Annotated in this window: 39 protein-coding genes; 38 read left to right on the forward strand and 1 reads right to left on the reverse strand. The window is 61.7% G+C overall.

Annotated elements, in window-relative coordinates:
* From NKH93_RS31885 to rplQ, 28 genes are all read left to right on the forward strand, one after another.
* Window positions 1–104: EF-Tu C-terminal domain-related protein (locus NKH93_RS31885; protein WP_502896533.1), on the forward strand; the 104-nt coding region annotated here is incomplete at its 5' end.
* A 63-nt stretch (window positions 105–167) separates the two neighbouring features.
* A complete protein-coding gene (gene rpsJ, locus NKH93_RS31890) occupies window positions 168–476 on the forward strand; it encodes a 30S ribosomal protein S10 (RefSeq protein WP_006205468.1) in 309 nt (102 codons plus the stop codon).
* A 96-nt stretch (window positions 477–572) separates the two neighbouring features.
* Window positions 573–1,301 carry a 50S ribosomal protein L3 gene (gene rplC, locus NKH93_RS31895; protein WP_352451050.1) on the forward strand — a complete coding sequence of 243 codons (729 nt, stop codon included), beginning with the start codon at window positions 573–575 and terminating at the stop codon, window positions 1,299–1,301.
* Window positions 1,301–1,921, forward strand: coding sequence for a 50S ribosomal protein L4 (gene rplD / locus NKH93_RS31900; RefSeq protein WP_023675140.1), 621 nt, complete (start codon window positions 1,301–1,303; stop codon window positions 1,919–1,921). Before rplC ends, rplD begins: the two co-directional genes overlap by 1 nt.
* The gene (locus NKH93_RS31905; protein ID WP_352975227.1) at window positions 1,918–2,211 is read left to right on the forward strand and encodes a 50S ribosomal protein L23; all 294 of its coding nucleotides are present in this window, start codon (window positions 1,918–1,920) and stop codon (window positions 2,209–2,211) included. Before rplD ends, NKH93_RS31905 begins: the two co-directional genes overlap by 4 nt.
* Window positions 2,212–2,233: 22 nt before the next feature.
* Window positions 2,234–3,067, forward strand: a complete 834-nt coding sequence (gene rplB, locus NKH93_RS31910) for a 50S ribosomal protein L2 (protein WP_023675138.1) — start codon at window positions 2,234–2,236, stop codon at window positions 3,065–3,067.
* A 16-nt stretch (window positions 3,068–3,083) separates the two neighbouring features.
* Window positions 3,084–3,362, forward strand: a complete 279-nt coding sequence (gene rpsS, locus NKH93_RS31915) for a 30S ribosomal protein S19 (RefSeq protein ID WP_006205463.1) — start codon at window positions 3,084–3,086, stop codon at window positions 3,360–3,362.
* Window positions 3,363–3,364: 2 nt separating this feature from the next.
* Window positions 3,365–3,754 (forward strand): 50S ribosomal protein L22, encoded by a 390-nt coding sequence (gene rplV / locus NKH93_RS31920; RefSeq protein WP_006205462.1) that lies wholly within the window; start codon window positions 3,365–3,367, stop codon window positions 3,752–3,754.
* On the forward strand, window positions 3,754–4,479 hold the full coding sequence (rpsC, locus tag NKH93_RS31925) for a 30S ribosomal protein S3 (protein ID WP_023675137.1): 726 nt from the start codon (window positions 3,754–3,756) through the stop codon (window positions 4,477–4,479). Before rplV ends, rpsC begins: the two co-directional genes overlap by 1 nt.
* 27 nt (window positions 4,480–4,506) lie before the next feature.
* Complete coding sequence (gene rplP, locus NKH93_RS31930) at window positions 4,507–4,920, forward strand: 50S ribosomal protein L16 (protein ID WP_006205460.1); 414 nt, start codon at window positions 4,507–4,509, stop codon at window positions 4,918–4,920.
* A gap of 13 nt (window positions 4,921–4,933) precedes the next feature.
* A complete protein-coding gene (gene rpmC, locus NKH93_RS31935) occupies window positions 4,934–5,134 on the forward strand; it encodes a 50S ribosomal protein L29 (RefSeq protein WP_006205459.1) in 201 nt (66 codons plus the stop codon).
* An 11-nt stretch (window positions 5,135–5,145) separates the two neighbouring features.
* Window positions 5,146–5,385: a 30S ribosomal protein S17 gene (gene rpsQ / locus NKH93_RS31940; protein ID WP_023675136.1), complete on the forward strand. Its 240-nt coding sequence runs from the start codon at window positions 5,146–5,148 to the stop codon at window positions 5,383–5,385.
* A gap of 82 nt (window positions 5,386–5,467) precedes the next feature.
* Window positions 5,468–5,836, forward strand: coding sequence for a 50S ribosomal protein L14 (rplN, locus tag NKH93_RS31945; RefSeq protein WP_006205457.1), 369 nt, complete (start codon window positions 5,468–5,470; stop codon window positions 5,834–5,836).
* 12 nt (window positions 5,837–5,848) lie between these two features.
* Window positions 5,849–6,163 carry a 50S ribosomal protein L24 gene (gene rplX, locus NKH93_RS31950; RefSeq protein WP_254817150.1) on the forward strand — a complete coding sequence of 105 codons (315 nt, stop codon included), beginning with the start codon at window positions 5,849–5,851 and terminating at the stop codon, window positions 6,161–6,163.
* The gene (rplE, locus tag NKH93_RS31955; protein WP_008875670.1) at window positions 6,156–6,734 is read left to right on the forward strand and encodes a 50S ribosomal protein L5; all 579 of its coding nucleotides are present in this window, start codon (window positions 6,156–6,158) and stop codon (window positions 6,732–6,734) included. The genes rplX and rplE overlap by 8 nt, the downstream gene beginning before the upstream one ends.
* A 27-nt stretch (window positions 6,735–6,761) precedes the next feature.
* Window positions 6,762–7,067 (forward strand): 30S ribosomal protein S14, encoded by a 306-nt coding sequence (gene rpsN / locus NKH93_RS31960; protein WP_352451046.1) that lies wholly within the window; start codon window positions 6,762–6,764, stop codon window positions 7,065–7,067.
* A 12-nt stretch (window positions 7,068–7,079) separates the two neighbouring features.
* Window positions 7,080–7,478, forward strand: a complete 399-nt coding sequence (gene rpsH, locus NKH93_RS31965) for a 30S ribosomal protein S8 (RefSeq protein ID WP_006205453.1) — start codon at window positions 7,080–7,082, stop codon at window positions 7,476–7,478.
* A gap of 89 nt (window positions 7,479–7,567) precedes the next feature.
* Window positions 7,568–8,101, forward strand: coding sequence for a 50S ribosomal protein L6 (rplF, locus tag NKH93_RS31970; RefSeq protein WP_023675133.1), 534 nt, complete (start codon window positions 7,568–7,570; stop codon window positions 8,099–8,101).
* A gap of 85 nt (window positions 8,102–8,186) precedes the next feature.
* Window positions 8,187–8,546, forward strand: a complete 360-nt coding sequence (rplR, locus tag NKH93_RS31975; RefSeq protein WP_023675132.1) for a 50S ribosomal protein L18 — start codon at window positions 8,187–8,189, stop codon at window positions 8,544–8,546.
* 134 nt (window positions 8,547–8,680) lie between these two features.
* Window positions 8,681–9,244 (forward strand): 30S ribosomal protein S5, encoded by a 564-nt coding sequence (gene rpsE / locus NKH93_RS31980; protein ID WP_006333394.1) that lies wholly within the window; start codon window positions 8,681–8,683, stop codon window positions 9,242–9,244.
* A 24-nt stretch (window positions 9,245–9,268) separates the two neighbouring features.
* Window positions 9,269–9,466, forward strand: coding sequence for a 50S ribosomal protein L30 (rpmD, locus tag NKH93_RS31985; RefSeq protein ID WP_006205449.1), 198 nt, complete (start codon window positions 9,269–9,271; stop codon window positions 9,464–9,466).
* 22 nt (window positions 9,467–9,488) lie between these two features.
* Window positions 9,489–9,962 (forward strand): 50S ribosomal protein L15, encoded by a 474-nt coding sequence (gene rplO, locus NKH93_RS31990; protein ID WP_352975256.1) that lies wholly within the window; start codon window positions 9,489–9,491, stop codon window positions 9,960–9,962.
* A gap of 191 nt (window positions 9,963–10,153) precedes the next feature.
* Window positions 10,154–11,494, forward strand: a complete 1,341-nt coding sequence (secY, locus tag NKH93_RS31995; protein WP_352471807.1) for a preprotein translocase subunit SecY — start codon at window positions 10,154–10,156, stop codon at window positions 11,492–11,494.
* Window positions 11,491–12,102, forward strand: coding sequence for an adenylate kinase (locus NKH93_RS32000; protein ID WP_352975263.1), 612 nt, complete (start codon window positions 11,491–11,493; stop codon window positions 12,100–12,102). Before secY ends, NKH93_RS32000 begins: the two co-directional genes overlap by 4 nt.
* Window positions 12,103–12,300: 198 nt before the next feature.
* Window positions 12,301–12,669 (forward strand): 30S ribosomal protein S13, encoded by a 369-nt coding sequence (gene rpsM, locus NKH93_RS32005; protein WP_006205445.1) that lies wholly within the window; start codon window positions 12,301–12,303, stop codon window positions 12,667–12,669.
* A 139-nt stretch (window positions 12,670–12,808) separates the two neighbouring features.
* Window positions 12,809–13,198: a 30S ribosomal protein S11 gene (gene rpsK, locus NKH93_RS32010; RefSeq protein ID WP_006205444.1), complete on the forward strand. Its 390-nt coding sequence runs from the start codon at window positions 12,809–12,811 to the stop codon at window positions 13,196–13,198.
* A 104-nt stretch (window positions 13,199–13,302) separates the two neighbouring features.
* Entirely contained in the window at window positions 13,303–14,313 is a 1,011-nt protein-coding gene (locus tag NKH93_RS32015) for a DNA-directed RNA polymerase subunit alpha (protein ID WP_023675128.1), read from the forward strand.
* Window positions 14,314–14,429: 116 nt separating this feature from the next.
* The gene (rplQ, locus tag NKH93_RS32020; protein ID WP_023675127.1) at window positions 14,430–14,861 is read left to right on the forward strand and encodes a 50S ribosomal protein L17; all 432 of its coding nucleotides are present in this window, start codon (window positions 14,430–14,432) and stop codon (window positions 14,859–14,861) included.
* Between the two features lie 22 nt (window positions 14,862–14,883).
* Here rplQ and NKH93_RS32025 read toward each other — a convergent pair whose 3' ends face one another.
* Window positions 14,884–15,552, reverse strand: a complete 669-nt coding sequence (locus tag NKH93_RS32025) for a hypothetical protein (RefSeq protein WP_352975271.1) — start codon at window positions 15,550–15,552, stop codon at window positions 14,884–14,886.
* A gap of 132 nt (window positions 15,553–15,684) precedes the next feature.
* Between NKH93_RS32025 and NKH93_RS32030 the strand changes: the two genes are divergently transcribed.
* From NKH93_RS32030 to NKH93_RS32075, 10 genes are all read left to right on the forward strand, one after another.
* Window positions 15,685–17,172 (forward strand): DegQ family serine endoprotease, encoded by a 1,488-nt coding sequence (locus NKH93_RS32030; RefSeq protein WP_352541987.1) that lies wholly within the window; start codon window positions 15,685–15,687, stop codon window positions 17,170–17,172.
* A gap of 43 nt (window positions 17,173–17,215) precedes the next feature.
* Window positions 17,216–18,526 (forward strand): replication-associated recombination protein A, encoded by a 1,311-nt coding sequence (locus tag NKH93_RS32035; protein WP_352975278.1) that lies wholly within the window; start codon window positions 17,216–17,218, stop codon window positions 18,524–18,526.
* A gap of 136 nt (window positions 18,527–18,662) precedes the next feature.
* Window positions 18,663–19,493, forward strand: coding sequence for an aspartyl/asparaginyl beta-hydroxylase domain-containing protein (locus NKH93_RS32040; protein ID WP_352614176.1), 831 nt, complete (start codon window positions 18,663–18,665; stop codon window positions 19,491–19,493).
* A 31-nt stretch (window positions 19,494–19,524) separates the two neighbouring features.
* Window positions 19,525–19,911: a fluoride efflux transporter CrcB gene (gene crcB / locus NKH93_RS32045; protein WP_352822252.1), complete on the forward strand. Its 387-nt coding sequence runs from the start codon at window positions 19,525–19,527 to the stop codon at window positions 19,909–19,911.
* A 125-nt stretch (window positions 19,912–20,036) separates the two neighbouring features.
* On the forward strand, window positions 20,037–20,408 hold the full coding sequence (locus NKH93_RS32050; RefSeq protein WP_352766955.1) for a CrcB family protein: 372 nt from the start codon (window positions 20,037–20,039) through the stop codon (window positions 20,406–20,408).
* A complete protein-coding gene (locus NKH93_RS32055; RefSeq protein ID WP_352451038.1) occupies window positions 20,405–20,743 on the forward strand; it encodes a DUF190 domain-containing protein in 339 nt (112 codons plus the stop codon). The genes NKH93_RS32050 and NKH93_RS32055 overlap by 4 nt, the downstream gene beginning before the upstream one ends.
* 62 nt (window positions 20,744–20,805) lie before the next feature.
* Window positions 20,806–21,786 (forward strand): RluA family pseudouridine synthase, encoded by a 981-nt coding sequence (locus NKH93_RS32060; RefSeq protein WP_352975291.1) that lies wholly within the window; start codon window positions 20,806–20,808, stop codon window positions 21,784–21,786.
* A 68-nt stretch (window positions 21,787–21,854) separates the two neighbouring features.
* Window positions 21,855–22,712 carry a DMT family transporter gene (locus NKH93_RS32065; RefSeq protein ID WP_502896534.1) on the forward strand — a complete coding sequence of 286 codons (858 nt, stop codon included), beginning with the start codon at window positions 21,855–21,857 and terminating at the stop codon, window positions 22,710–22,712.
* Window positions 22,713–22,714: 2 nt separating this feature from the next.
* Window positions 22,715–23,506 (forward strand): ATP12 family chaperone protein, encoded by a 792-nt coding sequence (locus NKH93_RS32070; RefSeq protein WP_352919803.1) that lies wholly within the window; start codon window positions 22,715–22,717, stop codon window positions 23,504–23,506.
* A 187-nt stretch (window positions 23,507–23,693) separates the two neighbouring features.
* On the forward strand, window positions 23,694–25,583 hold the full coding sequence (locus NKH93_RS32075) for an MFS transporter (protein ID WP_352822244.1): 1,890 nt from the start codon (window positions 23,694–23,696) through the stop codon (window positions 25,581–25,583).
* Window positions 25,584–25,595 lie beyond the last annotated feature (12 nt).

Consider the following 25,595-nt stretch of genomic DNA (forward strand, 5'->3'; position numbering starts at 1 on the left):
TCGAGCTGATCGTGCCGATCGCCATGGAAGAGAAGCTGCGCTTCGCCATCCGTGAAGGCGGCCGCACCGTCGGTGCCGGCATCGTCGTCACCATCACAGAGTAATTTGGACTTAAACCGATCTGTCGCGGGCGCTGCCCGCGCCGCGCCAGAACAAGGAAGTGACGCATGAACGGACAGAATATCCGCATCCGCCTGAAGGCGTTTGATCACCGGGTGCTCGACGCCTCGACACGGGAAATCGTGTCGACCGCCAAGCGCACCGGCGCCAACGTCCGCGGCCCCATTCCGCTGCCGACGCGGATCGAAAAGTTCACGGTCAACCGGTCGCCTCACGTCGACAAGAAGAGCCGCGAGCAGTTCGAGATGCGCACGCACAAGCGTCTGCTCGACATTGTCGACCCGACCCCGCAGACGGTCGATGCTTTGATGAAGCTCGACCTGGCCGCCGGTGTCGACGTCGAGATCAAGCTGTAAGGAACCAGAGGTCAGCGGGGCGACCCGGAACTCTGAAGGAACAAGAGGCGTGGAGGGGCGACAGCCCCGACAGGGAACTCTAAAGGAATTGAACCGATGCGTTCAGGTGTGATTGCAAAGAAGGTGGGAATGACCCGCATCTACAACGATGCCGGGGAACATGTTCCCGTCACTGTTCTCCAGATGGAGAACTGCCAGGTCGTGGCGCAGCGCACGCAGGAGAAGAACGGCTATACCGCCGTCCAGCTCGGCGTTGGCCTTGCCAAAGTGAAGAACACGTCGAAGGCGATGCGCGGCCATTTCGCGACCGCTTCCGTCGAGCCCAAGGCCAAGGTTGCCGAGTTTCGCGTCTCTGCCGACAACATGATCGATGTTGGCGCCGAGATCACTGTCGAGCACTTCGTCGTCGGCCAGAAGGTCGATGTGACGGGCACCACGATCGGCAAGGGCTTCCAGGGCGTCATCAAGCGGCACCACATGGGTGGCGGCCGCGCAACACACGGCAACTCGGTGTCGCACCGTACACACGGCTCGACCGGCCAGCGCCAGGATCCGGGCAAGGTGTTCAAGGGCAAGCATATGGCCGGCCACATGGGCGACACCCGCGTCACCACGCAGAATGTCGAGGTCGTCTCGACCGACGCCGATCGCGGCCTGATCCTGATCCGCGGTGCGGTCCCGGGTTCGAAGGGTGCATGGATCCTGGTCCGCGACGCGGCCAAGGTGGCGCTTCCGGCCAATGCGCCGAAGCCCGCCGCGATCCGCGCCCTTGCGACTGACGGTGCCGCCACGAACGAGGCCCCGGCCACAGAGGGAGCGGAATAATGGACCTCAAGATTACAACGCTTGGCGGCAAGGACGCCGGCAAGCTGAAGCTCTCCGAAGAGATTTTCGGCCTCGATCCGCGCGAGGACATCCTGCAGCGCGTCGTGCGCTGGCAGCTTGCCAAGAAGCAGCAGGGCACGCACAAGGCCAAGGGTCGCGCGGAAATCGCCCGCACCGGCGCCAAGATGTACAAGCAGAAGGGTACAGGCCGCGCCCGCCACCATTCGGCTCGCGCTCCGCAGTTCCGCGGCGGCGGCAAGGCCCACGGCCCGGTCGTGCGCAGCCACGAGCACGATCTGCCTAAGAAGGTGCGTGCGCTCGGCCTGAAGCATGCCCTCTCGGCCAAGGCCAAGAGCGCGTCGATCATCATCATCGACGAGCTGAAGCTGACCGAGGCCAAGACCAAGGCGCTGATCGCGAATTTCGCGACGCTGGGCCTGAGCAACGCCCTGGTGATCGGCGGCGCCGAGCTTGACAAGAACTTCAAGCTGGCGGCGACCAACATCCCGAACATCGACGTGCTGCCCATCCAGGGCATCAACGTCTACGACATTCTGCGCCGCGGCACGCTGGTCCTTTCCAAGGCCGCCGTCGAGGCTCTCGAGGAGCGCTTCAAATGACCGACCTTCGTCATTACGACGTGATCGTCTCGCCGGCGATCACTGAAAAGTCGACCATGGCTTCCGAGCAGAACCAGGTCGTCTTCAATGTCGCCAAGAAGGCGTCGAAGCCGGAAATCAAGGCCGCCGTCGAAGCGCTGTTCGGCGTCAAGGTGATGGCCGTGAACACGCTTGTCCGCAAGGGCAAGATCAAGCGCTTCCGCGGCGCGATCGGCCGCCAGAGCGACGTCAAGAAGGCGGTTGTGACGCTGGCCGAAGGCCAGTCGATCGACGTCGCGACGGGTCTCTGAGCAAGGTCGCGAGGACAGAACAATGGCACTGAAAAAATTCAACCCGGTAACGCCGAGCACCCGTCAGCTGGTCATCGTCGATCGCTCGGGCCTCTACAAGGGCAAGCCCGTCAAGGGTCTGACCGAGGGCCTGACCAAGTCGGGCGGCCGCAACAATTACGGCCGCATCACAGCCCGCTTCATCGGCGGCGGTCACAAGCGCACCTACCGCATCATCGACTTCAAGCGCCGCAAGTTCGACGTCGTCGGCACGGTCGAGCGTATCGAGTACGATCCGAACCGCACCGCCTTCATCGCGCTGATCAAGTATGACGATGGCGAGCTGTCCTACATCATCGCCCCGCAGCGTCTGGCTCCCGGCGACAAGATCGTGGCCGGTGAATCGGTCGACGTGAAGCCGGGCAACGCGATGCCGCTGGCCTCGATGCCGGTCGGCACGATCGTCCACAATATCGAGCTGAAGCCCGGCAAGGGCGCTCAGGTCGCCCGTTCGGCCGGCGGTTATGGCCAGCTCGTCGGCCGCGACCAGGGCATGGCGATCCTGCGCCTCAATTCGGGCGAGCAGCGTGTCGTCCACGGCTCCTGCATGGCCACTGTCGGCGCCGTGTCCAACCCGGACCACGGCAACATCAATGACGGCAAGGCAGGCCGCACCGTGTGGCGCGGCAAACGTCCGCACAATCGCGGCGTGACCATGAACCCGGTCGACCATCCGCATGGCGGCGGCGAAGGCCGCACCTCGGGTGGCCGCCATCCGGTTTCGCCCTGGGGCAAGCCGACCAAGGGCAAGAAGACGCGGTCCAACAAGGCGACCGACAAGTTCATCCTGCGCTCGCGCCATCAGCGCAAGAGCTAAGAAGAGGTAACGCCAAGTGACTCGTTCGATTTGGAAAGGCCCCTTCATCGACGGCTACCTTCTGAAGAAGGTGGACAAGGTTCGTGAAGGTGGTCGCAATGAGGTGATCAAGATGTGGAGCCGCCGCTCCACCATCCTGCCGCAGTTCGTCGGCTTCACCTTCGGTGTCTACAACGGCCAGAAGCACGTTCCCGTCTCGGTGAACGAGGACATGGTCGGTCACAAGTTCGGTGAATTCGCTCCGACCCGGACCTATTACGGTCACGGCGCGGATAAGAAGGCGAAGAGGAAATAATCATGGGCAAGGCCAAAGCTCCGCGCAGGCTTGCTGACAACGAAGCGCGCGCCGTGTTGCGCACGATCCGTATCAGCCCGCAGAAGCTGAACCTGGTTGCCGCGCTGATCCGCGGCAAGAAGGTCGCGACAGCGCTTTCCGACCTCGAATTCTCGGCCAAGCGGATTTCCGGCACGGTCAAGAAGACGCTGGAATCGGCGATCGCCAACGCGGAAAACAACCACGACCTCGACGTCGATGCGCTGATCGTGGCGGAAGCCTATGTCGGCAAGTCGATCGTCATGAAGCGGTTCCATGCCCGTGGCCGTGGGCGCGCCAGCCGTATCGAGAAGCCGTTCTCGCACCTCACGATCGTCGTTCGTGAAGTCGAAGAAAAAGGGGAGGCCGCATAATGGGCCAGAAAGTCAATCCGATCGGTCTGCGTCTCGGCATCAACCGCACCTGGGATTCGCGCTGGTTCGCGAACACCGGCGAGTACGGCAAGCTGCTGCACGAGGACATCAAGATCCGCAAATATCTTGAGAAGGAACTCAAGCAGGCTGCGATCTCGAAAGTCGTGATCGAGCGTCCGCACAAGAAGTGCCGCGTCACCATCCATGCGGCGCGTCCGGGCCTGATCATCGGCAAGAAGGGCGCCGACATCGAGAAGCTTCGCAAGAAGCTGATGGAGATGACCAAGTCCGAGACGCATCTGAACATCGTCGAAGTGCGCAAGCCGGAGATCGACGCGACCTTGGTCGCCCAGTCGATCGCCCAGCAGCTCGAGCGCCGCATCGCGTTCCGCCGCGCCATGAAGCGTGCCGTGCAGTCGGCGATGCGCCTCGGTGCCGAAGGCATCCGCATCAACTGCGCCGGCCGTCTCGGCGGCGCCGAGATCGCGCGCATGGAATGGTATCGTGAAGGCCGCGTGCCGCTGCATACGCTGCGTGCCGACGTCGACTACGGCACGGCCGAGGCGAATACGGCCTACGGCATCTGCGGCGTCAAGGTCTGGGTGTTCAAGGGCGAAATCCTCGAGCACGACCCGATGGCTTCGGAGCGCCGCGCCACCGAGGGCGATCATGCGCATGGCGGTGGTGGTGAGCGCGAACGCGGTCGCCGTCGCGAAAACGCGTAAGACATTTAGGAATTTGGAGTTAGAACGATGCTGCAGCCAAAGCGCACAAAGTTCCGCAAGCAGTTCAAGGGCCGCATCCACGGTACCGCCAAGGGCGGCACCAACCTGGATTTCGGCGGTTTCGGGCTGAAGGCGCTTGAGCCGAACCGCGTCACCGCGCGTGAGATCGAGGCGGCCCGCCGCGCGATCACCCGCGAGATGAAGCGTGCCGGCCGCGTGTGGATCCGTATCTTCCCGGACGTGCCGGTGACGTCGAAGCCGACCGAAGTCCGTATGGGTAAGGGCAAGGGCGCGGTCGACTACTGGGCGGCACGCGTCAAGCCGGGCCGCATCATGTTCGAGATCGACGGCGTCAACGAGGAAACCGCCCGTGAGGCGCTGCGTCTCGGCGCGGCCAAGCTCTCGGTCAGGACGCGCTTCGTACAGCGCATCGCAGAATAAGGACGGGCTGATCATGAAAGCCGAAGACATCCGGACCAAGACCCAGGACCAGCTGACCGACGACCTGGCCAGCCTGAAGAAGGAGCAGTTCAACCTGCGCTTCCAGAAGGCCACCGGCCAGCTTGAGAAGACCGCGCGCGTGAGGCAGGTCCGCAAGGACATTGCGCGTATCAAGACCATCGCTGCGGAAAAGTCCGCGGCCAAGAAGGCTTAAGGACGAAAACCATGCCAAAGCGCATTCTGCAGGGCACCGTCGTCAGCGACAAGAACGAGAAGACGGTTGTCGTCAAGGTCGAACGGCGCTTCACGCATCCCGTGATGAAGAAGACCGTGCGCATGACCAAGAAGTACAAGGCGCACGACGAGAACAACGCCCACAAGGTCGGCGATCAGGTGTTCATCCAGGAATCGAAGCCGATTTCCAAGGACAAGCGCTGGGTCGTGGTGTCTTCGGACCAGGCCTGATCAGGGCCAACGAAACGAATTTTGGACAGACCGGGGAGGGGTGAGAAACCCGTCCCGTTAGAAAAGAAGAAGGCGGCCAGTCATGATTCAGATGCAAACAAACCTCGACGTCGCGGATAATTCCGGCGCCCGTCGTGTCATGTGCATCAAGGTGCTGGGCGGCTCGAAGCGGAAATACGCTTCCGTGGGCGACATCATCGTGGTGTCGATCAAGGAAGCCATCCCGCGCGGCCGCGTCAAGAAGGGCGATGTGATGAAGGCGGTCGTGGTTCGCACGGCCAAGGACATCCGCCGCCCGGACGGCAGCGTGATCCGTTTCGACAAGAACGCAGCCGTTCTCGTCGACAACAAGAAAGAGCCGATCGGCACGCGTATCTTCGGACCGGTTCCGCGCGAACTCCGCGCCAAGAACCACATGAAGATCATCTCGCTCGCGCCTGAAGTGCTGTAAGGAGCCGGACCAATGCAGAAGATTAGAAAAGGCGACAAGGTCGTCGTGCTGGCCGGCAAGGACAAGGGCCGTTCGGGCGAAGTCCTCTCGGTACAGCCGAAGGACGACACCGCGCTGGTGCGCGGCGTCAACCTGATCCGTCGTCACCAGAAGCAGTCCCAGTCCCAAGAGGGCGGGATCATCACCAAGGAAGCGCCGATCCAGCTGTCGAACATCGCGCTGGCCGACCCCAAGGATGGCAAGCCGACCCGCGTCGGCTTCATCTTCCAGAAGGACGGCAAGAAGGTGCGCGTCGCCAAGCGCTCGGGAGAAGTCATCAATGGCTAAGGCTCAAACCAAGCAGGCAACTGCCCAGAACACGCCGCGCCTCAAGCAGGTCTACAACGAGACCATCCGCAAGGCGCTGCAGGAGCAGTTCGGCTACGAGAACGAGATGCAGGTTCCGCGCATTGACAAGATCGTGCTGAACATGGGCGTCGGCGAGGCGACCGGCGATTCGAAGAAGCCTTCGATCGCGGCGGAAGACCTTGCGATGATCGCCGGCCAGAAGGCCGTCGTCACCCGCGCCCGCAACTCGATCGCCGGCTTCAAGGTCCGCGAGAAGATGCCGATCGGCGCCAAGGTCACGCTGCGCAAGGAACGCATGTACGAGTTCCTCGACCGCCTCGTGAACATCGCACTGCCGCGCGTCCGCGACTTCCGCGGACTTAATCCGAAGAGCTTCGATGGCCGTGGCAACTATGCCATGGGCATCAAGGAACACATCGTGTTTCCGGAGATCAACTACGACAAGGTTGATCAGATCTGGGGCATGGACGTCATCGTTTGTACGACTGCGAAGACGGACGACGAAGCCAGGGCATTGCTCAAGGCCTTCAACTTCCCCTTCCGCCAGTAACGGCAGCGAGAAAAGGAAAAATCTGAAATGGCAAAGACCAGCTCAGTCGAGAAGAACAACAGGCGCCGCAAGCTTGCGGACCAGTTCGCTGCCAAGCGCGAGGTGCTCAAGGCGATCATCATGGATCAGTCCAAGCCGATGGAAGAGCGCTTCCGCGCCCAGCTGAAGCTTTCGGCGCTGCCGCGCAACTCGGCCAAGACCCGCATCCGCAACCGCTGCGAAGTCACCGGACGTCCGCGTGCCTATTATCGCAAGCTCAAAGTATCGCGTATCGCGCTTCGTGATCTCGGCAATAACGGCCAGATCCCGGGCCTGGTCAAGTCGAGCTGGTAAGGAGGACATAACATGTCATTGAGCGATCCTCTCGGCGATATGCTGACCCGCATCCGCAACGCATATGGCCGCAAGAAGTCGAGCGTTTCGACGCCGGCCTCGCGCCTGCGTACCCGCGTCCTCGACGTGCTGAAGGCGGAAGGCTATATCCGCGACTACAGCCAGACCGACTTCGACAACGGCAAGTCCGAAATCGAGATCGAGCTGAAGTATTTCGATGGTGCGCCGGTGGTGCGCGAAATCGCTCGGGTCTCGAAGCCCGGCCGCCGCGTCTACGTTTCGGCCAAGTCGATACCGCACGTCGCCAACGGCCTCGGCATCGCCATCCTTTCGACGCCGAAGGGCGTGATGGCCGACCACGAAGCGCGTGAACAGAATGTCGGCGGGGAAATCCTCTGCCAGATCTTCTGATCTGGTATGTGACCCGGTTGGAAACAGGTTTTCGGGATCTAGTCCCGAAAGCCGAGACCTGAAACAAGAGAAGTGACGAGGACAACAAAATGTCTCGTATTGGAAAGAAACCCGTTTCGCTGCCGCAGGGCGTGACCGCGACAGTCAACGGCCAGACCGTGACGGCGAAGGGTCCGAAGGGCGAGCTGAAGTTCGTGGTGAACGACGAAGTGCTGGTCAAGATGGAAGGCAGCGAGATCGCTGTCCAGCCGCGCGACCAGACCAAGACTGCCCGTTCCAAGTGGGGCATGTCGCGCACGCAGATCGTCAACATCCTGCAGGGCGTCAAGGACGGCTTCGAAAAGAAGCTCGAGATCACCGGCGTCGGCTATCGTGCCGCCATGCAGGGCAAGAACCTGCAGCTGGCGCTCGGCTTCAGCCATGACGTCGTCTACGAGACGCCGCAGGGCGTGACGATTTCGGTGCCGAAGCCGACGGAAATCACGGTGACCGGCATCGACAAGCAGCAGGTCGGCCAGGTCGCCGCCGAGATCCGCGAGTATCGCAGCCCCGAGCCCTACAAGGGCAAGGGTGTCCGCTATGCTGGCGAGAAGATCGTCCGCAAGGAAGGCAAGAAGAAGTAATTTTAACGCCGCGGGGAGCGGTCGCGGGAGGCTTGTCCTACCGCATATGGTCGCCCCCGTTTTTTGAAGGCAAGGAACTGATATCATGGGCTCGAAAGAATCCACCCAACGCCGCGCCCAGCGCGTCCGCCGCCAGATCAAGAAGGTTGCCGGCGATCGTCCGCGCTTGTCGGTCCATCGCACATCGAAGAACATCTACGTCCAGGTGATCGATGACGCCAAGGGCCACACGATCGCGGCTGCTTCGACGCTCGAGAAGGAGCTCAAGGGTTCGCTCAAGACCGGCGCCGACACGGCGGCGGCCGCTGCCATCGGCAAGCTGATCGCCGAGCGTGCCTCGAAGGCCGGCGTCAAGGAAGTCGTCTTCGACCGCGGCGCCTACATCTACCACGGCCGTGTCAAGGCGCTGGCCGAGGCTGCCCGTGAAGGTGGTCTGAGCTTCTAGAGCATGATTCCGAAAAGTTGCAGACTTTTCGGATAAGATCATGCGAAGGAAAAAGAGTTTTCGCCCCCGGCGACCCACAGAGGCGCCGGATATCATCATCAACCGTGCTTCCGGAAAAAAACAAGGAACAGGATATGGCACAGGAACGTAGGGATGGCGGCCGCGGCCGTGATCGCGAAGAGCGCGACGACGGCATGGTCGACAAGCTCGTCCACATCAACCGTGTCGCCAAAGTCGTCAAGGGCGGCCGGCGCTTCGGCTTTGCGGCACTTGTTGTCGTCGGCGACCAGAAGGGCCGCGTCGGCTTCGGCCACGGCAAGGCGCGCGAAGTGCCGGAGGCGATCCGCAAGGCGACCGAATCGGCCAAGCGCGACATGATCTTCGTGCCGCTGCGCTCAGGCCGCACGCTGCACCACGACGTCGAGGGACGCTGGGGCGCGGGACGCGTTCTGCTGCGCGCCGCCAAGCAAGGTACCGGCATCATCGCCGGCGGCCCGATGCGCGCCGTTTTCGAAACGCTCGGCATGCATGACGTGGTCGCCAAGTCGATGGGTTCTTCGAACCCCTACAACATGGTTCGTGCCACGTTCGACGCGCTGAAGAGCCAGATGCATCCGAAGGATGTGGCTGCAGCGCGCGGCATCAAGTATTCGACCCTTCAGGCCCGCCGCGGCACCGCCGTTGCGGCTGAAGAATAGTCGACGCTGACCAGGGATTTGACCATGGCCAAGAAAGCAACCAAGACCATCACCGTCGAGCAGATCGGTTCGCCGATCCGCCGGCCGAAGGAGCAGCGCGCAACGCTGGTCGGCCTCGGCCTCAACAAGATGCACAAGCAGCGCACGCTGGAGGATACGCCCTCGGTGCGCGGCATGATCGCTGCCGTCCAGCATCTCGTCCGCGTCGTGGACGAGGGCTGAACCAGAGCGCAGGAGAACCCAGATGAAACTCAATGATCTGCGTGACAAGGACGGCGCGACGCACTCCAAGAAGCGTCTCGGCCGTGGCATCGGCTCCGGTTCGGGCAAGACCGCCGGTCGCGGCGTCAAGGGCCAGAAGGCGCGCTCCGGCGTCGCCGTCAACGGCTTCGAGGGTGGCCAGATGCCGCTCTACCGCCGCCTGCCGAAGCGCGGCTTCAACAATATCTTCGCCAAGAGCTTCACCGTCGTGTCGCTGGCCCGCATCCAGGCGGCGCTCGATGCCAAGAAGCTCGACCCCAAGACAGTTGTAACGGCCGAGGCGCTGGTTGCGGCTGGCGTCATCCGTCGCGTCAAGGACGGCGTGCGCATCCTTTCAGACGGCGACATCAAGGCCAAGCTTGCCTTCGACGTGGCCGGAGCCTCCAAGGCCGCGATCGAGAAGATCGAAAAGGCCGGCGGCTCGGTGAAGCTGCCTGAGAAGGCAGCCGCCGAGTAACGGCAATTTGAAGCACGGCCGGCAAAGGTGGAATTCGGTTTTGCCTGCGGTCGTGCTTTGATCCGATAGATGTGACGGCCGCATCAACGCGGCCGCTTGCATGTTTGCAGTCCGGAGCTTATCTCGTGAGTTTCGGTGACACGCGCCGCCTGAGCTGCGGGCATCGAGCGTGACCAAGCGGAGAATCAGGCATGGCTTCGGCTGCTGAACAACTAGCCTCGAATCTGAATTTTTCGGCCTTCGCCAAAGCCGAGGATCTGAAGAAGCGCATCTGGTTCACCATCGGCGCGCTGCTCGTCTACCGTCTTGGCACCTATATCCCGCTGCCCGGCATCAATCCGGACGCCTTTGCCCACGCCTTCTCGTCGCAGAGCAAGGGCGTGCTTGGCATGTTCAATATGTTTGCAGGCGGTGCCGTGCAGCGCATGGCGATCTTTGCCCTCGGCATCATGCCCTATATCTCCGCCTCCATCATCATGCAGCTTATGACCTCGGTCATTCCGTCGCTGGAAGCGCTGAAGAAGGAAGGCGAGCAGGGCCGCAAGATTATCAACCAGTATACGCGCTACGGGACCGTGCTTCTGGCGCTGGTCCAGGCCTACGGCATTTCGGTCGGGCTCGAGGGCGGAAACGGCATCGTCAACGATCCCGGCATCTTTTTCCGCATCTCGACCGTCGTCACGCTGGTCGGCGGCACCATGTTCCTGATGTGGCTCGGCGAGCAGATCACCGCCCGCGGCATCGGCAACGGCATTTCGCTGATCATCTTCTCCGGCATTGTCGCCGGCCTGCCGCGCGCCATCTCCGGTACCTTGGAGCTAGGCCGCACCGGAGCGCTGTCGACCGGCCTGATCCTGGCGATCATCGTGCTCGCCATTATCGTTATCGGCCTGATCGTCTTTTTCGAGCGCGCCCAGCGCCGCCTGCTGATTCAGTACCCCAAGCGCCAGGTCGGCAATCGCATGTTCCAGGGCGATACCTCGCATCTGCCGCTGAAGCTCAACACATCCGGCGTCATTCCGCCGATCTTCGCTTCGTCGCTATTGCTGCTGCCGGCGACCGTCGCCGGTTTCTCGCAGACGACGAACATGCCCGCTTGGGCCAGCACCATCCTGGCGTCGCTCGGTCATGGCCAGCCGCTCTACATGGCCTTCTACGCGGCGATGATCGTGTTCTTCGCCTTCTTCTACACGGCGATCGTCTTCAACCCGAAGGACACCGCCGACCAATTGAAGAAGCATTCGGGCTTCATCCCGGGCTATCGCCCGGGCGAGCGCACCGCGGACTATATCGACTATGTGCTCACCCGCATCACCGTCGTCGGCGCCATCTATCTGGTGCTGGTGTGTCTGCTGCCCGAGTTCCTGATTTCAGCGACTGGCGTACCGTTCTACCTTGGTGGCACTTCGCTCCTGATCGTGGTCAGTGTAACGCTCGATACGGTGGCGCAGATTCAGGGTCACCTGATCGCGCACCAGTATGAGGGCCTGATCAAGAAGTCGAAGCTGCGCGGGGGGAAAAAGGCCAGATGAGGTTGATATTGCTTGGACCGCCGGGGGCGGGCAAGGGGACACAAGCACTGAGACTGGTAGAACGACACGGCATCCCACAGCTTTCCACGGGGGACATGCTGCGTGCTGCTGTTCAGGCCGGCACGGAAGTCGGCAAGCGCGCCAAAGCGGTGATGGACGCTGGCGAACTGGTGTCCGACGCTATCGTCAACGCCATTGTGGCCGAGCGCATCGATCAAGTTGATTGCGCAAACGGCTTCATCCTTGACGGGTATCCCCGAACTCTGGTGCAAGCGGACGCCGTTGAGGAAATGCTGTCGGATCGCGGACTGGAGCTAGACGCGGTCATCGAATTTGTCGTCGACGACAAGGCGCTGGTTGGCCGAATCGTCAAGCGAGCCGAAGAAGCCAAGGCCGCAGGCCTGCCGGTGCGCAAGGACGACAGTCCAGCGGTGTTCGAAGAACGCTTGAGGGAATATTACAAGAAAACCTCGCCGCTGATCGGCTACTACTACGCCAAGGGTAAACTCAGGGGCGTCGATGGCATGGCCGACATCGATGCGGTGACGCAGCAGATCGAGGCGGTGCTCAGGGCGACGACCCGGCGGGTTGGCCAGGCGGCCGGCTAGAGAATCGAACGATTGCGCTTGACTGGAGCGGTCCGCTGGGGTATGGCGGCCCGTCTTCCTATCAGGCATGAGGCTTGCTTGTCCGCAAGGGCAAGGCAGGCCGCTTTGAACTGGAAACTCCCGCAAGGGCCGGCCTCCACCGGACGCGGGGCAACTTGAAGCGCCGGCTCGCCCGGCCTATATGGAGAAGAGAAGAACATGGCTCGTATAGCCGGCGTCAACATTCCGACCAACAAGCGCGTTGTCATTGCGCTTCAATACATTCATGGCATTGGCAAGAAGTTCGCCCAGGAGATCGTCGACAAGGTCGGCATCCCGGCCGAGCGCCGCGTCAACCAACTGACCGACGCGGAAGTGCTGCAGATCCGCGAGACCATCGACCGCGACTACCAGGTCGAGGGCGACCTGCGCCGCGAAGTGTCGATGAACATCAAGCGGCTCATGGACCTCGGCTGCTACCGCGGCCTGCGTCACCGTCGCTCGCTGCCGGTTCGTGGCCAGCGCACGCACACCAATGCGCGCACCCGTAAGGGCCCGGCCAAGTCGATTGCCGGAAAGAAGAAGTAATTTAGGGCAGTAAGGGGGTAGGGCAGTAAGGCAATAGGGACGGCAGACATACTGCCCTACTGCCATATTCCCCTACTGCCTTCTCCCTGGTGGAGCCGCTGGCATTACGGCGGTGTAGAGATCAACTGAAAGGACTATCATGGCCAAGGAAGCCGCTCGTGTTCGCCGTCGCGAACGCAAGAATATCTCGTCGGGCGTTGCCCACGTCAATTCGACCTTCAACAACACGATGATCACCATCACCGACGCACAGGGCAATTCGATTGCCTGGTCGTCGGCCGGAGCACAAGGCTTCAAGGGATCGCGCAAGTCGACCCCTTTCGCTGCCCAGATGGCTGCCGAAGATGTTGCCAAGAAGGCTCAGGAACACGGCATGCGCATGCTCGAGGTCGAGGTCTGTGGACCCGGCTCCGGTCGTGAATCGGCGTTGCGCGCACTGCAGGCAGCAGGGTTCACCATCACCTCGATCCGTGATGTGACGCCGATCCCGCACAACGGCTGCCGTCCGCGCAAGAAGCGCCGCGTCTAAAGAATTTACCGAACGCCGCGCGAGCGCCTCAAGGGCGCTCCTCCACGGCATTCCAGGTCGCCCGCCACGATTGGATGGTGGCGGGACAACGGAAGGAAAGCACTATGATCCAGAAAAATTGGCAAGAACTGATCAAGCCGAACAAGATCGAGTTCTCGTCGAAGAAGAAGACGCTGACCACGCTGGTCGCCGAGCCGCTCGAGCGCGGCTTCGGCCTCACCCTAGGCAACGCGCTGCGCCGCGTGCTTCTGTCTTCGCTGCGTGGCGCGGCTGTAACCGCCGTGCAGATCGACGGCGTTCTGCATGAATTCTCGTCCATCGCCGGCGTCCGCGAGGACGTGACCGACATCGTTTTGAACATCAAGGAAATCGCCATCCGCATGGAAGGCGACGGCCCCAAGCGCATGGTCGTCCGCAAGCAGGGACCGGGCGCGGTTCTCGCCGGCGACATCCAGACGGTCGGCGACGTCGAGATCCTCAATCCCGACCACGTCATCTGCACGTTGGACGAAGGCGCTGAAATCCGCATGGAATTCACCGTCGATACCGGCAAGGGCTATGTGCCGGCCGACCGTAACCGCGCCGAGGACGCGCCGATCGGGCTGATCCCCGTCGACAGCCTGTATTCGCCGGTCAAGAAGGTCTCGTACAAGGTCGAGAACACCCGCGAGGGCCAGGTTCTCGACTATGACAAGCTGACCATGACCATCGAGACCGACGGTTCGATTTCGGGCGAGGACGCGGTGGCCTTCGCCGCTCGCATCCTGCAGGACCAGCTCGGCCTGTTCGTCAATTTCGACGAGCCGCAGAAGGAAGTCGCTGCCGAACAGGTTACCGAGCTTGCCTTCAACCCGGCGCTGCTCAAGAAGGTCGACGAACTCGAGCTTTCGGTGCGTTCGGCCAACTGCCTGAAGAACGATAACATCGTCTATATCGGCGATCTGATCCAGAAGACCGAAGCCGAGATGCTGCGCACCCCGAACTTCGGCCGCAAATCGCTGAACGAGATCAAGGAAGTCCTGGCGGCGATGGGCCTTCATCTCGGCATGGAAGTGCCGGACTGGCCGCCGGAAAACATCGAAGACCTCGCCAAGCGTTACGAAGATCAATATTAAGCATGATCCCGAACCGAAGGTCAGCGCAGCAAAAAGTTGCAGACTTTTCGGACAAGATCATGCGGCTAACCAACTGAGGCTCAGGCCTCTTGAAACCGCAATGAAGGAGAAGAGCCATGCGCCACGGATTTAAAGGCCGCCGGTTCGCCCGCAGCATAAGCCATCGCAAGTCGATGTTTGCCAACCTTGCCGTGTCGCTTATCGAGCACGAGCAGATCCTCACCACGCTGCCGAAGGCGAAGGATTTGCGTCCGATCGTCGAAAAGCTGGTGACGCTCGGCAAGCGCGGCGACCTGCACGCCCGCCGCCAGGTTATTGCCCAGATCGGCAATGAAGGCGTCGTCAAGCGCCTGTTCGATACCATCGCGCCGCGCTACGCCACCCGCAACGGCGGCTATCTGCGCATCATGAAGGCCGGCTTCCGCCACGGTGACAATGCCGCAATGGCCGTCATCGAATTCGTCGACCGCGACACCTCTGCCAAGGGCGCCGGCGATCGCGCCCGCATCGAGGCCGAAGGCACCGAAGAGGAAGCCGCAGCCGCATAAGGCTTGGCTTTTCTGAGTGAGTTTAAGGGGCCTGCGGCCCCTTTTTCATTGGGGCGGCTACCTCTTGCCGAGCAAAGGTGAGGTAGTTTCTTCCGCTTATTGACTTCCAATCAATCGCCTTTGCTATTTGCTCGATTGCGGGATGCGAATAGGAATAAACACTGTCGATCTCCGTTCGGTGATCGATATCGCTTATCAATTGGGACACAGTCACGCCGTTCAGATATTTTTCGGCGTCCCGATCTTCGATGAAGTCGGTATCAACGCGGAAATAAATCTGGATCGGACCCGCGCAGATGTTCAGGTCGATGTCGTTCCTCGATGCGATGTAGAAGACCATAGCTTCTTCTGGTGTCCACAGGCCCGCGTTCAGGAATTCCGATGGCTTTGTTCTGCTGTCGAACCCATCCATTGAAAGAGCAAATTGGTCGGTTATGCGCTCGGTCTTGCCGCGGATGGCATGCACATGTTCGATCTGAAACCAATTCAGATCGTGAGGCGGCTCGTTATCAAAGGAAGCTTCGAGCTGACCATATATCCAATAGACGGGAATCGTCTCGGCATACTTGGTGATCCAATCATCCGGCGCGCCGAACGCTTCGGCAATTTCGATCATTTTCATGCCGGGGATAACAGGCCCCAAAGTGCCGGTCATCAAAAAATCACGGAGTGAAACGAGCTGTTTTTTCATTTGCCGACACGGCTTTCCGGTTTCACCTCGACCTATAACCGCTTTGCCGCCCAAAATAATCGGATTTCAGCGGCTTAGCCTTTCATTTTGCACAATCGTCAGGACAATGGCGCCCGACTTGGAGGATTCGGAATGCGCGTTAAACGGCTGTCCCTTGTTCTGATCTGCGCCTTGATGGCGCTGGCCATCGTGCCGGCGGCCAGGCACGCGCTGGCGGAGGAGAACAAGCCAGACCCCGGTTTGTCCGACGTGCTGACGGATCTATTGCATGGCGTCGAAGGCGAAAACGCCACTTCCGGCCCCGACAAGCGCGTGCCGTTCGGCCGCGAGGAGGTGCAACTGTCCTTCGCGCCGCTGGTCAAGCAGACAGCGCCGGCCGTGGTCAATGTCTACGCCTCGCAAACCGCCAAGGTGACGTCGCCCTTCGACGGCGATCCGTTCTTCGAGGAGTTCTTCGGCCGCTCGCAGCCGCGCGCGCAGTCTTCGCTCGGTTCGGGGGTGCTGGTCGATCCCACTGGCGTCGTGGTCACCAATTTCCACGTCGTCAAGAACGCTGACCAGGTCAAGGTAGCGACCGCCGACGGGCGCGAATTCGACAGCAAGGTGCTGCTCAAGGATGAGACGCTCGACCTCGCCGTGCTCAAGATTTCTTCTGACAAGCCGTTCCCGGTGATCGCTATCGGCGATTCCGACGCGCTCGAGGTCGGTGATCTGGTGCTGGCGATCGGCAATCCGTTCGGTGTCGGCCAGACCACCACCAGCGGCATCATTTCGGCCGTGGCGCGCAGCCATATCGGCGTCTCCGATTCCAGCTTCTTCATCCAGACCGACGCCGCCATCAACCCCGGCAATTCCGGTGGCGCGCTGGTCAACATGGGAGGGCAGCTGATCGGCATCAACACGGCGATCTATAGCCGTAGCGGCGGCTCGATCGGCATCGGCTTTGCCATCCCTTCGAACATGGTTCGCGCCTTCGCCGACGCGGCCAAGGCCGGGCTCGACTTCTTCGAGCGGCCGTATGCCGGTGCCGAGTTCGAGGCGGTGACGCCGCAGATTGCCGAATCGCTCGGCATGGACAAACCGACCGGTGCGCTGGTTTCTTCGGTCGAAGAGGCGGGACCCGCCGCCAAGGCAGGGCTCAAGCCGGGCGACGTAGTGCTGTCGCTCAACGGCAAGCCGGTCGAGAGCGTCGGGGCGCTGGACTACCGGATGGCGACGCTGTCGATTGGTACGAATGCCAGCTTCGGCGTTCTGAGCAAGGGTCAGCAGGCGACGATGGACATCGCGCTGGAACGGCCGCCTGAGGGCGCCAAAGCTGCGGAACTCACATTGCGCGGCCGCAGCCCGTTCTCCGGTGCCAAGGTTGCTGAACTGTCGCCACGGCTTGCCCAACGGCTCGGTCTGCGCACCGATGTCAAAGGCGTCACCGTGGTCGACATCAACCGCGATTCGCCTGCTGCCGATTTTGGCTTCCAGCCAGGCGACATCGTGCGTGAGGTCAATGGCCTGACGATCGACAAGGCGGCGACCCTGGAACAGGTAGCCCAGCAGGATACGCGCTGGTGGCGCTTTACCGTCGAGCGCGGCGGGCAGATACTGCGCCAGGTGTTGCGTTACTGAGCCCGACCGTCAGCATGATCGGACTCCAGGCAGAAGAAGTTGCATGGCCGATCTGTTCACAGTCGACGAACCGGAAAAGACGCCGCCCGGCAGGCCGCTGGCGGACCGTCTGCGCCCGAAGAACCTCGGCGAGGTCGTCGGCCAGGAGCATCTGACCGGACCCGACGGCGCGCTGACGCGGCTGATCGGCTCCGGCTCGCTCGGCTCGATGATCTTCTGGGGCCCGCCCGGCACCGGCAAGACAACGGTCGCACGGCTGCTTGCCGGCGAGACAAGCCTCGCCTTCGAACAGATCTCGGCCGTGTTTTCCGGCGTTGCCGACCTGAAGAAAGTGTTCGAGGCAGCGAAGCTGCGCCGCTCGAACGGCCGCCAGACGCTGCTGTTCGTCGACGAGATCCATCGCTTCAACCGCGCCCAGCAGGACAGTTTTCTGCCCGTGATGGAAGACGGCACCGTCGTGCTGGTCGGCGCCACCACGGAGAATCCATCCTTCGAGCTTAACGCCGCGCTTTTGTCGCGCGCGCGTGTGCTGGTCTTTCACTCACTCGGCGAGGACAGTATCGCCAAGCTGCTGGCGCGGGCCGAAGAGGCAGAGGGCAGGGCGCTGCCGCTCGATGAAGACGCGCGGGCGATGCTCATCCGCATGAGCGACGGCGACGGCCGCGCGGCGCTGACGCTCGCCGAAGAGGTCTGGCGCGCAGCGAAATCAAAGGAGGTGTTCGGCGCCGAAGCTCTGCAGCGCATCGTCCAGCGCCGCGCGCCGATCTACGACAAGGGACAGGACGGCCACTACAATTTGATCTCCGCCTTGCACAAATCGGTGCGCGGCTCCGACCCCGACGCGGCACTCTACTATCTCGCCCGCATGTTCGACGCCGGCGAAGATCCGCTTTATCTCGGGCGCCGGTTGGTGCGCATGGCGATGGAGGATATCGGGCTGGCCGACCCGCAGGCGCTCGTCGTCGCTAACGCCGCCAAGGACGCCTATGACTATCTGGGCTCGCCCGAGGGCGAACTGGCCTTCGCCGAGGCGACCGTCTATCTCGCCACCGCGCCGAAATCCAATGCAGTCTATACCGCGTTCAAGGCCGCCACACAGGCGGCGAAGGAATTCGGTTCGCTGCTGCCGCCCAAGCACATTCTCAATGCTCCGACCAAGCTGATGAAACAGGAAGATTACGGCGCCGGCTATCGCTACGACCACGACGAGCCCGACGCTTTTTCCGGCCAGGACTATTTTCCGGAGAAGATGGGAAGGCAGACATTCTACGACCCGCCCGAGCGCGGCTTCGAGCGCGATATCAGGAAGCGGCTGGATTATTGGGCGAAGCTGCGCAGCGAGCGGGAAAAGTAGCTGCCAGTCGCACACTGGTGTGATCGCCGTTGTCTGGCGGGATAAAAAACCCTATCAAGGTGCGCCTTCGGCCGGCGGACAGGCCAGAAACGTACCGACGATATTCAGAACGGAATCGCGCTTGGCGCGTGGAAAAATGACAAAAAGAACTCGCAAGACCCTCCGGAAGTTCGCCATAGCGATCCCGCTGCTGGCGCTCGGCTTCTATTTCATTCCCATCCTGACGACAATTTTCATTGTCCTCGGCCTGATCGACGTGTTGCGCAACGACAACAAGAACTGGGCCCTGTTCAGTGGTTATTTCCTCGGCAACGGCATCTTCACCTGGCTGCTTTCGCCCTTCAATCTGCTGGTCGATCTGCTGTGCTACAGAAACCGCGGTGTCTGGAAACTGGACCAGTTTCCTCCGGACTATCAGCGTGAGGTCAACGAGGTTCTGGACGTCTTCAAAGCGCGCAAGGACGAGATCATCGCCGATATCGACGCCAATTTCGGCAGCGGCCGGCGCGGCATGTATGTCTACCAGTGGTATGGCAAGCACAAAATCGACAACGTTGCCGAATTCAACAAGGATTTCAAATACATCAAGACCATCGCCGTGTCGGTGTTCAGGGGCAGGGAATCGACCTCCTGGCATTTCGGACCGCTGCGGCTCAGCCTGCGCATTCTCTACAATCTTCTCCCGGTGAAGGCCGAGGTTTTCGTCGAGTGCAACAACGCCAGGAACTACTGGCACGACAATCCGCTCTATATTTTCGACGACACGCTGCTGCACCGATCGGTCAACGAATATGATGGGCGCCGCTACTGCGTGTTCATGGACATCATCCGGCCATCGCCATTTCCCGGCCTGATCGCCGCTCTTCTCGCCATCGTTTCGGTCAGCGTCGAGCGCATCAATGCCATGTTCTACAAGAACTGGAAGATGATCGGCTCCAGCAAGCCGAAGAAGGCCGGAGCCGCCTGACACCGTGGTGTGACCGGCGCGAGGGAGCACGATGTATTATCTGTTGCTTGTCTGCCTTGGTGGCGCGATCGGTGCAATGGCCCGCTTCTTCCTGTCCGGCTTCGTCGCCCGCCGGGTCGGCGAGACCTTTCCCTGGGGCACTATGGCCGTCAATGTCTCGGGAGCGTTTGCAATCGGTGTCGTTGCGCATGCGGTGGCGCGCGACGGCATGCCCGCCATCTGGGCCTTTACCGTTACCGGCGGCCTCGGCTGCTATACCACGGTTTCTTCCTTCAGCCTGCAGACGCTGGCGCTGGCGCGCGAGGGCGAATGGCGGCGCGCCGGCGGAAATGTGCTGCTTTCGGTTTTTCTGAGCCTCGGCGGCGTGACGCTGGGCTTTGCCGCCGGAAGTCTTCTGATTGGCAGCGGGGCGCGGTGAGCGGCCCGCGGAAGCTCCGCCACGACGGGACGGACACTGCCGCGGCAGGGCATGCGGCGCGCCTCATTGGCCGTCGCAGAACCAACGAAACGGTTCGGCTCTATGCGACCGTGGCCGCAGGCAGCATGATCGGCGGTGTGTTGCGGGCGCTTGCCTCATCGACGAGCACTGCCCTGTGGGGCGCTGGATTTCCCTTCGGCACGCTCCTCGTCAATTTTGTTGGCTCGTTCCTCATCGGCTTCTACGCGACATTGACGGGACCGGATGGTCGCGTCTTCGCCGGTCCGCTGCAACGTCAATTCTTCATGGCCGGCTTCTGCGGCGGCCTGACGACCTTCTCCGCTTTCAGCCTTGAAACACTCATCCTCGCGCAAGGCGGGAGGTTTGTGGCCGCGGGACTCAATATCGCGATCTCCGTGGTGGCCTGGCTTGCCGCCGTCTGGCTTGGCCACATCTTTGCAGTTCGGCTCAACCGGCTGAGAGGGTCCAGGCAATGAAGATACCAACACAGGCACAATTGCTGCGCATCTTTATCGGCGAAAACGACAGGGCAGATGGCCGTCCGCTGTATGAGGTTATTGTGCTGAGGGCCCGCGAAATGCAGATAGCCGGCGCGACCGTCCTGCGCGGCGCGATGGGGTTCGGCCATTCCAGCCGGCTTCACACCACGAAGATCCTCCGCCTATCGGAGGATCTGCCACTCGTCATCGAGATCGTCGATGACGAGGAAAAATTGGCCGCTTTCCTGCCCGTGCTTGAAACAATCATGACAAGTGGTTTGATTACGCTGGAGAAAGTTCAGGTTCTGCAATATGGAACCGACAACGAATAAGCGAGTGAGATTGCGGGTACCGGCGAATGCCGTTGCATGCCTGCAAAACGGCGATTGGAATCATGGCAGGCGTTGAACAGATCACAGTGGACGCCGGCGAGGCGGGCATGCGGCTCGATCGCTGGTTCAAGAGCCATTTCCCCGGTCTCGGTTTCGGTCATCTGCAGAAGCTGCTGCGTTCCGGCCAGATCCGCGTCGACGGCGGCAGGGTGAAGGCCGATACCCGCGTCGAAGCCGGCCAGACGGTGCGTGTGCCACCGCTCGAAGTCGACAAGAAAGGTGAAAGCCCGCTCACCGGTCATTCGATCCGCAACCAGGGCGACGCCGACGTTTTGGCAAAGATGCTGATCCATGAGGACCCGAAGGTCTTCGTCTTCAACAAGCCGGCCGGCCTGGCAGTGCAGGGCGGCTCGGGCGTCACCCGCAATGTCGACGACATGCTGGAAGCCTGGCGCAACCAGAAGGGCGAGAAGCCGCGCCTGGTGCACCGGCTCGACCGCGACACGTCGGGTGTGCTGGTTGTCGCCCGTACAAGGCTCGCCGCCATGAAGCTCGCCGAAGCGTTCCGGGCGCGTGAGACGAAGAAAACCTACTGGGCGCTGGTCAAGGGCGTGCCGCCGAAGCGCGAGGACAAGATCTCGACCTGGCTGATCAAGGAATCGACGCCCGACGGCGATCGTGTGCGTATCGCCAAGCATGGCGAAAAGGGCGCCGATCACGCCGTCTCCTATTACCGCATAGTCGAGCAGGCGGCGCAGACCCTGTCCTGGCTGGAAATGGAACCCTATACCGGGCGCACCCACCAGCTTCGCGTCCATGCCGCCCATATCGGTTGCCCGATCATCGGCGACCCCAAATATTTCGAGGCCGACACCAATTGGGATTTTCCAGGCGGCATGCAGAACCGGCTGCATCTGCACGCGCGCCGCATCGTTATCCCACATCCCGACAAGGGCTTTGTCGACGTCACCGCACCGATGCCGCCGCATATGCGCCAGAGCTGGAACCTGCTCGGTTTCGACGAGCAGAGTGCCGAGGACTAGCGCTGGTGGGCGTCGCCACAGAAACCCTCGACCGCCGTGACGCGGTCGATCTGGCGGCAGCCGCCATCATGGTTGGGTTGACTTTTTCCTGGGGGCTGAACTACGTCGCCGCCAAGATCTCCTACGCCGGCTACGATCCCATTTTCCTGTCGATCGCACGGTCGGTGATCGGCGGCCTGTGTGTTTTCGGCTGGTGCCGCTGGCGCGGCATTGCGCTGTTCACGCCCGACAAGACCCTCGTCGCCGGCATTCTGGCAGGCGCGCTTTTCGGTCTCGAGTTCCTGTTTCTCTATGTCGGGCTCGAGCACACCACTGTCGTGCGCAACACTTTGCTGGTCAACACCATGCCGTTCTGGATGCTGGTCGGCGGTCATTTCCTGCTGGGCGAAAGCATCACGGTACGCAAGCTCGTTGGTCTTCTGCTCGCTTTCGCCGGACTGATCGCGGTGTTTTCGGATAAACTGAGCGCCAATGGCGGCGCAACATTGGGCGGCGATTTGCTCAGTCTCGGTGCCGGCATTCTGTGGGCCGTGACCAATATCGTCATCAAGCGGTCGAAGCTGGTGACGGCCAGCGCCGAAAAGCTGCTGCTCTATCAGCTGGCCGGGGCCGCCGTCATCGGCATTTTGGTGATGCCTTTTGCCGGGCCGCCGGTCCGCAGCTTTGCCGTTCTGCCGACCTTGGCGCTGTTGTTCCAGGCCGTCTACGTCGTCGCCTTCACCTATGTGCTGTGGTTCTGGCTGCTGCGGCGCTACCCTGCATCTGGACTGTCGAGCTTCACTTTCCTGTCGCCGGTGTTTGGTGTGCTGTGCGGCGCCGTGTTCTTGAATGAGCCGCTGACCGTTCGTATCTTCCTGGCACTCGCCCTGATCGCGGCTGGTCTCATCATCGTCAACCGGCCGGTCCGAAAACAAAGTCCCGGATGAGCATGCGCGATATATTGAACGACCTCGAAGCTGGAAAGCAGCTCTCCGATCCGGACCCGGTGCGTCGCGCCCAGATCCAGATGAAGACGCCGCTGCCGAAGCGCTTCTACAAGACCGTCGCGGTAGCACCGGTCGAAGACGGTTTTGCCGTCCATCTCGATGGCAAGCCCGTCCGCACGCCGGCCAAGGCGCTGCTGGCGCTGCCGACCGAAAAGGCGGCTGCTCTGGTCGCCGAGGAATTCGCCGCACAGGAGGAGACCATCAACCCGGTGACGATGCCGGTGATGCGTCTGGTCAATACGGCAATCGATGGCGTCGCCAGTGATCCCCAGGCCGTGCTGGAGGACATCCTGCGCTTTGCCTCGTCCGATCTGCTCTGCTACCGCGCCGATGCGCCCCAAGGACTCGTCGACCGGCAGAACGAGCTTTGGGATCCGGTCATCGACTGGGTGCGCAGCGCTCTCGGCGCCCGGTTCCATCTTGCCGAAGGCGTGATCCATGTCGAACAGCCGCGCGAGAGTATCGCGCTGCTTGGCCAGCATCTTGCCCAACGTGCCGATCCGCTGCGCCTTGCCGCCATCCACGTCATGACGTCGCTGACCGGATCGGCGCTGCTGGCGCTGGCCGTCGACTTCGGCGAGCTCGACGGCGAGGCGGCCTGGGCTGCCGGTCATGTCGACGAGGACTGGCAGGCCGAGCAATGGGGCCATGATGCCGAGGCCGTCGCGCACCGCGCGGCCCGCAAGCGCGACATGATGGCGGCAGTCACGCTGCTCGAAGCTCTCAAAGGCTGACCGCACCGTCGTTTCTATTTCGCACTGCACATTAGACCAAAGTCATAATCCCAAAGACGGTCTGCCTCTGGACGGCGCTTTCTGTCATTTTTTGTACTGGTGGCTGCACTGAGTCTGCGTTCCGAGGAAACGCGGACGATGACGCGCAGCATCGAGGACTGATGGAATCACACGGGAGGATACGCTCATGGCAATGGCATCGACCGCCGGCAAAACAAGCCGCGGCATGACGCGCGAGGAGAAGAAGGTCATCTTCGCTTCCTCGCTCGGCACCGTTTTCGAATGGTACGATTTTTATCTCTACGGCTCGCTGGCAGTGTTCATTGGCTCGACTTTTTTCAGTCCAACCATTCCGGAAGCGACGCGCAATATTTTCGCGCTGCTGGCGTTTGCCGCTGGCTTCCTCGTGCGCCCGTTCGGCGCACTGCTGTTCGGCCGCATCGGCGACCTTGTCGGCCGTAAATACACTTTCCTTGTCACCATGACGATCATGGGCCTGTCGACCTTCCTGGTCGGCTTGCTGCCTGGCTATGCGACTTTGGGCATCGCCGCTCCCGTGATCCTGATCATCTTGCGCATGTTGCAAGGCCTGGCGCTCGGTGGCGAGTATGGCGGTGCCGCCACCTATGTCGCCGAGCATGCACCCGACGATCGCCGCGGCTACTACACGTCGTGGATACAGACGACGGCAACGCTCGGCCTGTTCCTGTCGCTGATCGTCATCCTGATCGTCCAGGGGTCGATGACCAAGGAAACCTACGCCGCCTGGGGCTGGCGCATTCCGTTCATCGTTTCCTTCCTCCTCCTCGGCATTTCGATCTGGATCCGGCTGTCGCTTTCTGAATCGCCGACCTTCCAGCGCATGAAGGACGAAGGCAAAGGCTCCAAGGCGCCGCTGTCAGAAGCCTTCGGTCAGTGGAAGAACGCCAAGATCGCGCTGCTGGCGCTGCTCGGCCTCACGGCCGGTCAGGCCGTAGTTTGGTACAATGGCCAGTTCTACGCGCTGTTCTTCTTGCAGAACGTGCTCAAGGTCGATCCGCAATCGGTCAACATCATGATCGCGATTGCTCTGGCTGTTGGCTCGATCTTCTTCGTCGTGTTCGGCTGGCTCTCCGACAAGATCGGCCGCAAGCCGATTATCATGGCCGGCCTTGCACTGGCGATCGTCTGCACCTTCCCGTTGTTCAAGGCGCTGACCTGGGCAGCCAACCCGGCGCTCGCCACAGCGCAGCAGAACACCCGTGCGACGGTGACCGCGGCACCGGGAGACTGCAAGTTCCAGTTCAACCCGGTGGGCACGGCGAAGTTCACCACGTCCTGCGATATCGCCACCTCGTTTCTGACCAAGAACTCGGTGCCTTATGACGTAGTGGCCACGGCAGCGCCCGGCACTGCTGCGTCGGTCAAAATCGGCAACGAGACGGTTGAGTCGTATGACGCCACCGCAGCCGGCGATCAAGCCAAGGCCAAGGACGCTGTTTTCGCCAAGGCGGTAAACACGGCGCTTCAGGACGGCGGCTATCCGCTGAAACGGGCAGCGGCGAAGGTGCCGGATCAGAAGCTCGAAGCCTTCATCGCGGCCAATCCCGAACTGAAGCTCGATGCGGCCGCGATCCGCGCCGGCGAGAAGGCGATGGTTCCGACCGACCAGGCGATCAAGGACAAGCTGCTGACTGCCGATGAGGCTGCGGGAGCTCCCGAGGTCACCGTCTACACCGTACCGGGCGGCGGTCCCTTCGCCATGTTCGCCGACCCGGCGGCGGTCAACTGGCCGATGACGATCGGTATCCTGCTCATCCTCGTGATCTTCGTCACGATGGTCTACGGGCCGATCGCCGCGATCCTGGTCGAGATGTTCCCGACCCGCATCCGCTACACCGGCATGTCGCTGCCCTACCATATCGGCAATGGCTGGTTCGGCGGGCTGCTGCCGGCGACGGTGTTCGCGCTCAGCGCCTACAAGGGCGATATCTACTACGGACTCTGGTACCCGGTGGTGATCGCGGCGATGTCGCTGATCATCGGCATGGTCTTTGTCAGGGATACGCTCGGAACGGACCTGCACACCAAACAGTAGCCGGCCTGTCCG

This window comes from Mesorhizobium sp. M0954 (genome assembly GCF_040319155.1).
In the GTDB taxonomy this organism is placed as follows: Bacteria; Pseudomonadota; Alphaproteobacteria; order Rhizobiales; family Rhizobiaceae; genus Mesorhizobium.

Bases quoted from the DNA above. Each gene is read 5' to 3' on its own strand.
- rplE (WP_008875670.1), top strand. From the start codon at position 6,156: ATGGCTAAGGCTCAAACCAAGCAGGCAACTGCCCAGAACACGCCGCGC.
- rpsN (WP_352451046.1), top strand. From the start codon at position 6,762: ATGGCAAAGACCAGCTCAGTCGAGAAGAACAACAGGCGCCGCAAGCTT.
- rplF (WP_023675133.1), top strand. From the start codon at position 7,568: ATGTCTCGTATTGGAAAGAAACCCGTTTCGCTGCCGCAGGGCGTGACC.
- rplP (WP_006205460.1), top strand. From the start codon at position 4,507: ATGCTGCAGCCAAAGCGCACAAAGTTCCGCAAGCAGTTCAAGGGCCGC.
- rpsJ (WP_006205468.1), top strand. From the start codon at position 168: ATGAACGGACAGAATATCCGCATCCGCCTGAAGGCGTTTGATCACCGG.
- rpmC (WP_006205459.1), top strand. From the start codon at position 4,934: ATGAAAGCCGAAGACATCCGGACCAAGACCCAGGACCAGCTGACCGAC.
- NKH93_RS32000 (WP_352975263.1), top strand. From the start codon at position 11,491: ATGAGGTTGATATTGCTTGGACCGCCGGGGGCGGGCAAGGGGACACAA.
- rpsC (WP_023675137.1), top strand. From the start codon at position 3,754: ATGGGCCAGAAAGTCAATCCGATCGGTCTGCGTCTCGGCATCAACCGC.
- NKH93_RS32055 (WP_352451038.1), top strand. From the start codon at position 20,405: ATGAAGATACCAACACAGGCACAATTGCTGCGCATCTTTATCGGCGAA.
- NKH93_RS31905 (WP_352975227.1), top strand. From the start codon at position 1,918: ATGACCGACCTTCGTCATTACGACGTGATCGTCTCGCCGGCGATCACT.
- rplB (WP_023675138.1), top strand. From the start codon at position 2,234: ATGGCACTGAAAAAATTCAACCCGGTAACGCCGAGCACCCGTCAGCTG.
- crcB (WP_352822252.1), top strand. From the start codon at position 19,525: ATGTATTATCTGTTGCTTGTCTGCCTTGGTGGCGCGATCGGTGCAATG.
- rplX (WP_254817150.1), top strand. From the start codon at position 5,849: ATGCAGAAGATTAGAAAAGGCGACAAGGTCGTCGTGCTGGCCGGCAAG.
- NKH93_RS32030 (WP_352541987.1), top strand. From the start codon at position 15,685: ATGCGCGTTAAACGGCTGTCCCTTGTTCTGATCTGCGCCTTGATGGCG.
- rpsM (WP_006205445.1), top strand. From the start codon at position 12,301: ATGGCTCGTATAGCCGGCGTCAACATTCCGACCAACAAGCGCGTTGTC.
- secY (WP_352471807.1), top strand. From the start codon at position 10,154: ATGGCTTCGGCTGCTGAACAACTAGCCTCGAATCTGAATTTTTCGGCC.
- NKH93_RS32070 (WP_352919803.1), top strand. From the start codon at position 22,715: ATGCGCGATATATTGAACGACCTCGAAGCTGGAAAGCAGCTCTCCGAT.
- NKH93_RS32025 (WP_352975271.1), bottom strand. From the start codon at position 15,552: ATGAAAAAACAGCTCGTTTCACTCCGTGATTTTTTGATGACCGGCACT.
- NKH93_RS32065 (WP_502896534.1), top strand. From the start codon at position 21,855: ATGGTTGGGTTGACTTTTTCCTGGGGGCTGAACTACGTCGCCGCCAAG.
- NKH93_RS32050 (WP_352766955.1), top strand. From the start codon at position 20,037: ATGATCGGCGGTGTGTTGCGGGCGCTTGCCTCATCGACGAGCACTGCC.
- rpsE (WP_006333394.1), top strand. From the start codon at position 8,681: ATGGCACAGGAACGTAGGGATGGCGGCCGCGGCCGTGATCGCGAAGAG.
- rpmD (WP_006205449.1), top strand. From the start codon at position 9,269: ATGGCCAAGAAAGCAACCAAGACCATCACCGTCGAGCAGATCGGTTCG.
- NKH93_RS32060 (WP_352975291.1), top strand. From the start codon at position 20,806: ATGGCAGGCGTTGAACAGATCACAGTGGACGCCGGCGAGGCGGGCATG.
- rpsK (WP_006205444.1), top strand. From the start codon at position 12,809: ATGGCCAAGGAAGCCGCTCGTGTTCGCCGTCGCGAACGCAAGAATATC.
- rplV (WP_006205462.1), top strand. From the start codon at position 3,365: ATGGGCAAGGCCAAAGCTCCGCGCAGGCTTGCTGACAACGAAGCGCGC.
- rplR (WP_023675132.1), top strand. From the start codon at position 8,187: ATGGGCTCGAAAGAATCCACCCAACGCCGCGCCCAGCGCGTCCGCCGC.
- rplD (WP_023675140.1), top strand. From the start codon at position 1,301: ATGGACCTCAAGATTACAACGCTTGGCGGCAAGGACGCCGGCAAGCTG.
- rplN (WP_006205457.1), top strand. From the start codon at position 5,468: ATGATTCAGATGCAAACAAACCTCGACGTCGCGGATAATTCCGGCGCC.
- NKH93_RS32075 (WP_352822244.1), top strand. From the start codon at position 23,694: ATGGCAATGGCATCGACCGCCGGCAAAACAAGCCGCGGCATGACGCGC.
- rplQ (WP_023675127.1), top strand. From the start codon at position 14,430: ATGCGCCACGGATTTAAAGGCCGCCGGTTCGCCCGCAGCATAAGCCAT.
- rpsQ (WP_023675136.1), top strand. From the start codon at position 5,146: ATGCCAAAGCGCATTCTGCAGGGCACCGTCGTCAGCGACAAGAACGAG.
- NKH93_RS32035 (WP_352975278.1), top strand. From the start codon at position 17,216: ATGGCCGATCTGTTCACAGTCGACGAACCGGAAAAGACGCCGCCCGGC.
- NKH93_RS32015 (WP_023675128.1), top strand. From the start codon at position 13,303: ATGATCCAGAAAAATTGGCAAGAACTGATCAAGCCGAACAAGATCGAG.
- rplO (WP_352975256.1), top strand. From the start codon at position 9,489: ATGAAACTCAATGATCTGCGTGACAAGGACGGCGCGACGCACTCCAAG.
- NKH93_RS32040 (WP_352614176.1), top strand. From the start codon at position 18,663: ATGACAAAAAGAACTCGCAAGACCCTCCGGAAGTTCGCCATAGCGATC.
- rplC (WP_352451050.1), top strand. From the start codon at position 573: ATGCGTTCAGGTGTGATTGCAAAGAAGGTGGGAATGACCCGCATCTAC.
- rpsH (WP_006205453.1), top strand. From the start codon at position 7,080: ATGTCATTGAGCGATCCTCTCGGCGATATGCTGACCCGCATCCGCAAC.